Origin of the sequence: Nonomuraea zeae (assembly GCF_005889725.1) — a bacterium.
GTDB classification, from domain to species: Bacteria; Actinomycetota; Actinomycetes; order Streptosporangiales; family Streptosporangiaceae; genus Nonomuraea; species Nonomuraea zeae.
On sequence record NZ_VCKX01000459.1, the window covers coordinates 1 to 7,037 of the forward strand.

The 7,037-nt window shown below is 72.3% G+C and carries 7 protein-coding genes; 2 read left to right on the forward strand and 5 right to left on the reverse strand.

Features of this window, described 5'->3' with window-relative positions:
- Positions 1–1,307: YncE family protein (locus ETD85_RS64155; RefSeq protein ID WP_476739313.1), on the forward strand; the 1,307-nt coding region annotated here is incomplete at its 5' end.
- Here the strand turns inward: ETD85_RS64155 and ETD85_RS58735 are convergent.
- The 3 genes from ETD85_RS58735 to ETD85_RS58745 all read right to left on the reverse strand — a co-directional run bounded on the left by ETD85_RS58735 (position 1,304) and on the right by ETD85_RS58745 (position 4,276).
- Positions 1,304–2,218, reverse strand: coding sequence for a pirin family protein (locus ETD85_RS58735; RefSeq protein ID WP_138698493.1), 915 nt, complete (start codon positions 2,216–2,218; stop codon positions 1,304–1,306). The two genes, ETD85_RS64155 and ETD85_RS58735, sit on opposite strands and share 4 nt — an antisense overlap.
- A gap of 61 nt (positions 2,219–2,279) precedes the next feature.
- Positions 2,280–3,401, reverse strand: a complete 1,122-nt coding sequence (locus ETD85_RS58740; protein WP_138698494.1) for an MBL fold metallo-hydrolase — start codon at positions 3,399–3,401, stop codon at positions 2,280–2,282.
- A gap of 86 nt (positions 3,402–3,487) precedes the next feature.
- Positions 3,488–4,276 carry an SDR family NAD(P)-dependent oxidoreductase gene (locus tag ETD85_RS58745; protein WP_138698495.1) on the reverse strand — a complete coding sequence of 263 codons (789 nt, stop codon included), beginning with the start codon at positions 4,274–4,276 and terminating at the stop codon, positions 3,488–3,490.
- Positions 4,277–4,385: 109 nt separating this feature from the next.
- On the opposite strand from ETD85_RS58745, the gene ETD85_RS58750 reads away from it, so the two are divergent.
- The gene (locus tag ETD85_RS58750; protein WP_206059566.1) at positions 4,386–4,967 is read left to right on the forward strand and encodes a TetR/AcrR family transcriptional regulator; all 582 of its coding nucleotides are present in this window, start codon (positions 4,386–4,388) and stop codon (positions 4,965–4,967) included.
- A 12-nt stretch (positions 4,968–4,979) separates the two neighbouring features.
- Here ETD85_RS58750 and ETD85_RS58755 read toward each other — a convergent pair whose 3' ends face one another.
- Positions 4,980–6,413: a carboxylesterase/lipase family protein gene (locus tag ETD85_RS58755; RefSeq protein WP_138698496.1), complete on the reverse strand. Its 1,434-nt coding sequence runs from the start codon at positions 6,411–6,413 to the stop codon at positions 4,980–4,982.
- A 16-nt stretch (positions 6,414–6,429) separates the two neighbouring features.
- Positions 6,430–7,037 (reverse strand): DUF3152 domain-containing protein (locus ETD85_RS58760; RefSeq protein ID WP_240780120.1); only part of this gene is annotated, 608 nt, incomplete at its 5' end.

A 7,037-nucleotide genomic window follows, 5' to 3' on the forward strand; every position in this document is an offset into this window, starting at 1 on the left:
CCCCTCACGGCCTCCACCCGCAGCCGTCCTCACAGCCCGGCCTCCACCCGCAGCCCGTCTCGCAGCCGGGGCCGTATCCGCCGCCGGGGGATCGGTGGACCCAGCCCGCCGGCCGGTCGCCGAGCTTTCAGCCGCCGGCCGCGTACCAGCCCGCCGCCTCCTACCAGCCGACCGGCCTGGGCCCGCCGCCGCCGGGCTCACCGTACGGCGGCCCTTACGAGGGGCGGCAGCGCCCTCCTGGCAACAGGAAGGGCTGGCTGATCGGGGCGGCCGTCGCCGCCACGGCCCTGGTGGCGGCCATCGCCATCGTCGTGGTCACGGTCGTGAACCTGCCGGCCAAGCCGCAGGCGGCCCCGGCGCCCACCCCCGCCACGAAGTCGCCGGCCCCGTCCGCGGTCCCGACCGCGAACCTGGCCTCCACGAGACTCCCCGGCACCGGCGCCACCATCTACGAGAGCCCGGCGGACCCGATCAGGCTGACCACGTACATGGTGCGGGACCCCAAGACCAAGGACTGGGTGTACTACTCCCGCGACTCCCTGACCGGACCATTCACGAAATTTCAGGACAAGTGGGAGAGCATCCTCTCGCCCGACGGCCGCTACCTGGCCCAGCGCGGCAAGAGCTTCGTCGACAACTACGACACCGTGGAGATCACCGACAAGGTGACGGGCGAGCGGTTCTCCGTCAAGACCTCGCAGCAGCCGCTCAGCGCGTACGTGCAGGCCTGGTCGAGGGACAGCACCCGCGTGCTGGTCAACGTCGGCAACCCGGTCAAGGGCGTCTGGCAGTCGACCGGCTTCGCCATCGTCGACGTGGACAGCAGGAAGGCCACGATCGCCTCGCTCAGGGAAGGCTCGCTGAAAGGCATCCGGTACGGCTTCGACCACGCGGACAGCGGCGTCGTCGCCCTGTCGAACAGCGCCGACCAGCAGGCACTGCGCTTCTTCGACACCACCGGCCTGCGCGTCCGCCGCGTCCCCAACGTGGGGGCGGGCATCGCCGACTCGCTGTTCTCGCCGTCGGGCAAGCGGTTCGTCACCGACTGCCCGGGGCTGCACAGCGGCAACAACTGCGTCTACGACTCCCAGACCGGCGCGGAGCTCAAGCGGGTGGAGTCGCCCTGCTCCGGCCTGGCCACCTGGTACGACGACGAGCACCTGGCCTGCTGGATCCGCCCGGACGGCACGGCCGACCGGCAGCAGATCCAGGTGATCGACTTCACCGGCAGGACGGTGCGCCTGCTGGCCGAGATCCCCGCCAAGGCCACGGATCTCGACGTCATCTACACCTACCGGAAGGGCTAGCGGACCCGCCCGCGCGGCTTGAGCCGGATGGCGGGCAGGACGGGCGCGGGCAGCGGCGCCCCGTCGAACCCCTCGACGGAGCCGAATCCCGTGCCCTCCATCCACTCCTTCCGGAACGCGGCGATCTCCTCGTGGGACCGGCCGACGAAGTTCCACCACATGACGATCTCCTCGCCGAACGGCTCGCCGCCGATCAGCAGCACCCGGCCGCGCCCGGACAGCCGCAGCCGGGACCGCCCGGGCGGCAGGTAGACCAGCGTCCCCTGATCCACCTGCTCGACCGCGCCGCCGAGCGGCATCAGCCCGTGCTCGAACCCCGGATCGAGCGGCACCTCACCCTGCCCGTCCACCGCGATCTCGGCCGCCACGAGCGGGCTGTAGGCGGTGGCGGGCGAGCGCACCCCGCCGAGCGACCCCATGATCACGGTCGCGTCGAACCCGGGCCCTCCGGACCCGGGCAACGACGGATGGTGCTCGAACCCGGGCGCGACGTGCCGGTGCTCCTCCGGCAGCGCCACCCACAGCTGCACCCCGTGCAGCACGGTCTGCGGGGACTCCTCCGAGTGCGAGATGCCCCGGCCGGCCGTCATCAGGTTGAGCTGCCCGGGGCGTACCTCCTGGCGGGAGCCCAGGCTGTCGAGGTGCAGCACCTCGCCCTCGACCAGCCAGCTCACGGTCTGCAGGCCGGTGTGCGGGTGCGGCGGCACCCGCATCCGCGCGAGCTCGGGCCCGTAGGCGTCCACGAAGCACCAGGCGCCGATCATCCGCCGGTGCGCGCCCGGCAGGGTCCTGCTCACCGTCATCGCCCGCGGGCCGCCCAGCGGCACCTCACGCCCCGTCAACACCTCGCGGTCCGCGCCCGCGTCGGCGCCGCAGCGGATCTCCTGCGGCTCGCGTTCCAGGTTGCTCACCCCAAGACTGTACGGTCTGCGGCCCGGGAGGGGGACGGCCGCCCGGGCCGGCGTCAGGAGGTCAGGTGAGCATCTCCCACCAGCCCTCCACCGCCGGAGCAGCGGAGGTGTCGACGGCCTCGCCCGGCCGGGGCACGACGATCTTGACGTCGCGCGCCTTGGCCTCGCGCCACAGCCGGTCCACCGGCTCGGCCCAGGGGTGCAGGGCCAGGGTGAACGTCGCCCAGTGGACCGGCAGCAGCAGCTGCCCGCCCAGGTCGAGGTGGGCGTTGACGGCCTCCTCCGGGTTCATGTGGATGTCCGGCCAGGCCGGGCTGTAGGCGCCGATCGGCATGAGCGTCAGGTCGAACGGCCCGTACTGCGCGCCGATGCCCTGATATCCAGAGAAATATCCGGAGTCGCCGGCGTAGAACACCCGCCTGCTCTTCCCGGCGACCACCCACGACCCCCACAGGGTGTCGTTGCGGGTGAACGCCCGGCCGGAGAAGTGCCTGGCGGCCGTGGCGACGAAGCGCAGCCCCGCGACCAGGGCCTCCTCCTCCCAGTCGAGCTCGATGATCCGGTAGGCGGGCACGCCCCACCGCTCCAGATGCGCCCCGATGCCCAGGGGCACCAGGAACGGCGCCTTCTGCGTGCGCGTCAGGGCCTTGACCGTCGCCAGGTCGAGGTGGTCGTAGTGGTCGTGGGAGATCGCGATCGCGTCGATGTCCGGCAGCTCACCCAGCTCCACGGGCACCGGGTGGTGCCGCTTCGGGCCGACGAGCTGCGAGGGGGAGGGGCGCTTGCTCCACACCGGGTCGAACAGCACCCGCTTCCCCTCGATCTCCACCAGGGTGGAGGCGTGGCCGTACCAGACCACGCGCACCCCGTCGGCGGGCGGCGGCTCGGTCGGCGGGACGCGCAGCGGGACGAGGCCGGCGGGCCGGCGCTGCTCCTTGTCCTTGGCCAGCTCGCCGAGCAGGCTCACCGGCGGTCTGCCGATCAAGGTGGTCTGCTCGGGCATCGGGTTGACGAAGAGCCCGTCCCTGAACTGCGGTGAGCGCCGCATCTTGGCCACCCGGTCGGGCCCCGACGCCATCGGCCGCACGCCCAGCTCGGCGGGCACGTCGCGCAACGCCCAGCCCGCCGCCGCGAGTGCCACGCCGCCCGCGAGGAGCCGCCGCGCCGTCCGCTTTCCTGCCATTCCCCACACTCCCCTGGAAATCGCGCCATCCCGCTCAACCGAGCGGGTTACCCCGGTGTTCCCGTACTACGATATATCGCGATAGGTCAGACCGTTTTGATCGATCCGCCGTCGATGACGTAGTCGGCGCCGTTGACGCTCCCGGCGTGCGGCGATGCCAGATACGTCACCAGGGCGGCGACCTCTTCCGGTTCGATGAACCTACCGGTCGTCATTCCCGTGTTCGACGGCAGCCCCGCCAGCAGCTGGTCGTGCTCCAGGCCGAGCGAGGCCGCCATCGCCGCGCCGTAGCTGCCGGGGCCCTCCCACATCGAGGTGCGCGCGGCGCCGGGTGAGATCGTGTTCACCCGCACTCCCTGCGGGCCGAACTCCTCCGACAGAGCCTTGCCGAACGCGGTCAGCGCGGCCTTGGCCGTCGTGTACGTGATCGGCCCCCCGTGCGGCATCCGGGCGCCGATGGAGGAGATGTTGATCACATTGCCGCGCTGCCGCAGCAGGCTGGGCAGAGCGGCTCTGGTGGCGCGTACGGCGCTGAGCAGGTTCAGGTCGTAGGTCTGGCGCCACTGGTCGTCGTCGAAGCCGAGGAAGCCGCCGAGCTGGCCCTCGCCCCCGTCGCCGCCGCCCACGTTGTTGACCAGGAGGTCGATCTCGCCCAGCTCGGCCAGCGCCCGCTCGATCGCCTCGGCGGGGCCGCCCGGGGTGGACAGGTCGGCCGTGATCGGGCTCGCGCCGCTCTCCTTCAGTGCCGGCGAGATCGTCCGCGCGGCGGCCACGACCCGCATCCCCTCGGCGACCAGAGCTTCGGTGATGGCCAGCCCGAGGCCCCTGCTCGCGCCGGTGACGACGGCGGTCTTGCCGGTAAGTCGCATGTCCATGTCGTATCTCCCGCTGTACTTGCGTCTTTAGCGATGCCCTCACCATAGAACTTGCAACACTGATGTTGCAAGTTGAAGGTGAACGACGACGTTGGCGTACTCTGTCGGGGTGAGTGAGACGAACCGGGCGCTGCGGTCCGACGCCGAGCGGACCGTGCGGACGATCCTGGAGGCGGCCGAGCGGGTGCTCAGCAGGAATCCGGCGGCCAGCATGGAGCAGATCGCCGAGGCGGCGGGGGTGGCCCGCACGACCGTGCACCGGCGCTTCGCCTCGCGCGAGGCGCTGGTGGACGCGATGGCGGCGTGGGCGACGCGGCGCTTCGCCGCGGCCGTGGACGCCGCCCACCCCGAGACCACGCCGCCGCTGGTGGCGCTCTACCAGGTCACGGCGAACGTGCTGCGGGTGAAGCTCGACTGGGGGTTCGCGATGAGCCGGGCGCTGTCATCCGACCCGGAGGTGGCCAGGGTGCACGCCGACGTCGAGGAGCGGTGCCACCGGCTCTTCGCCAGGGCACAGGAGACGGGGGTGCTGCGGACCGAGATAGATCCGGTCTGGGCCAGGCGCGTCTACTACGCGCTGATGCACGAGGCGGCCGAGGACCGCGACCCGGACGCCGACGCCGACGCCCTGGCGGCGCGCCTGGTGGACACGCTGCTCAGAGGCGTCGGCACGGGCAAGGGCCTCGGTTAGCACGGGGCCCGGTCAGCCGATCACCGGGAAGCCCGTTTTCGACCAGATGGCACGGGAGGCGGCCTCGGGGTCGGCCACGTCGGCGGGCCGCACGTCGAACACGTGCGTGGTCGCCTCCGCCGGGTCGTGGCGCGGCCAGCCCGGGTCGCCGGTGGCGGCGAAGCGGGTCCAGGCCGTGCGCACCTGCTCCGACAGCGCCGGCAGGTCCGGCGAGTCCTCGGCCAGCAGCATCGCCATCTCGTCCTCGACCGTCCCGAACGTCAGCGGCACGTCCAGCCCGTGACAGGCCCGCCAGGTCGGCGTGGGCGCCCAGCTCAGCTCGTAGGCGTAGGTCGTGCCGGTGTGCGCGTCGGCCAGCAGCGCGCTCGGCATCCGGAACATCCAGTCCGACAGCAGGATCCGGTACAGGTCCTCGTCCGAGGCTCCGGGATGGGCCTCGCGGTAGGCCGCTCCCGCCCCGTCGGGCGCCAGGTCGCGCAGTGCCCGTTCCAGGTCGTGGCTCTGCTCGCCGTTCATCACGTGGAACAGCTGGTACTCGTCCCTGGTGAACCCCGTGATGAGGTCGATGCCGTGCGCGGCGCCGGCGGCCAGGGCGTTCCACGGCGTGTCGGGCAGCACCTCGCCGTCCACCACCGGCGCGAACGCCAGCGGGGCGTAGCTGACCGGCCTCCACGCATCGAAATCCGCGGGCATGTCCCGATCGGTGAAGTCCTTGCCCGCCGTCACCAGCTCCTCGATGTCGCTCTCGTACAGGGAGCCGCCCCCGAGCCGCCGCCCGATCGCCTCCGTGACGCGGGCGGCGAAGGCCGGGGAGTAGAACATCCCCGGCACGCTCTGTGCGATGGCCCGCCTGAACAGCCCCTCGGCCAGCGGCATCGTCATCAGGCAGGCGATCGCCCCCGCGCCCGCCGACTCGCCGAACACCGTGACGTTGCCCGGGTCGCCGCCGAACTTCGCGATGTTCCTCTGCACCCAGCTCAGCGCCGCGACCTGGTCCAGCAGGCCCCTGTTGGCCGGCGCGCCGGGGACGTGGCCGTAGCCGTCCATCCCGACGCGGTAGTTGAAGGTGACGACCACCACGCCCTGCCCCGCCAGCGTCCTGCCGTCGTAGGCGGTCAGGTCGGAGAAGCCGACCGTGTACGCGCCGCCGTAGATCCACACCATCACCGGCAGCCCCGAGCCGCCGGGGTCGGGGGTCCAGACGTTCAGGGTGAGGCAGTCGAGCCCGTCGGTCTGCCGCCACGTGGGCGAGCCGGCCACCATGGGCGGCTGCGGCGGGCGCGGGCCGAACCGGGTGGCCTCCCGTACGCCGTCCCAGGGGTCGGGTGGCGCGGGCGCGGCGAACCTGAGGCTTCCGAACGGTTCCTTGGCGAACGGAATGCCCTTGAAGACCGCGATCCCGTCCTGCTGCGTGCCGCTCACTCGTCCGGAGTCGATGCTGATCATCCGGAGTCTCCTTCCGTCATGGCCTCCGGTCTTCAGTCTCGCCGCTTTCGCGCGGTTTGCGATCGGGGAACGGCCAGGGATTGGGGCGGCAGCGGTTCAGCGACTTGGACTGCTGCGTCATGACCGGGGCCAGGCGGCCGGGGCCCGGGCAGGAGCGGTGGTGGTGGCCCAGCCCGTGGCCGACCTCGTGGCTGATGAGGTAGTGGCGGTAGGCGGTCAGGTCGCCGCCGTACTGGGGGACGCCCTTCGCCCAGCGCAGGGCGTTGATGACCGAGCGGGTGCCGTTCCAGCAGGACAGGCTCCCGCCGGTGCGCAAGGGGAGGCACTGGCGGATGGTGAGGCGGGGGCTGGACAGGGCCACGCGCACGCGTACGGGGCCGCGGTCGACGCGCTGGAAGCGGGCCCAGCCGCGGACGTCGTTGAGCGTGCGGTGCACGTCGGCGGCGAACTCGGCGGGGTCGAACGGCAGGCCGCGCTCCACCTCGACCAGGTATCGCACCACCGCGCCGCGGCCCGGCCTGGGCGGCGCCTTGCCGGGGACGACCGCGTACTCGCCCGAGGCCGCGTACGGCACCCGCACGTCCCGCCGCGGCGGAGGCCCTTTGGGGCGGGGTGCGGTGGAGG

Excerpts from the sequence above, each read along its gene's own strand:
- ETD85_RS58740 (WP_138698494.1), bottom strand. The coding sequence starts at position 3,401 with ATGGCAGGAAAGCGGACGGCGCGGCGGCTCCTCGCGGGCGGCGTGGCA.
- ETD85_RS58745 (WP_138698495.1), bottom strand. The coding sequence starts at position 4,276 with ATGGACATGCGACTTACCGGCAAGACCGCCGTCGTCACCGGCGCGAGC.
- ETD85_RS58755 (WP_138698496.1), bottom strand. The coding sequence starts at position 6,413 with ATGATCAGCATCGACTCCGGACGAGTGAGCGGCACGCAGCAGGACGGG.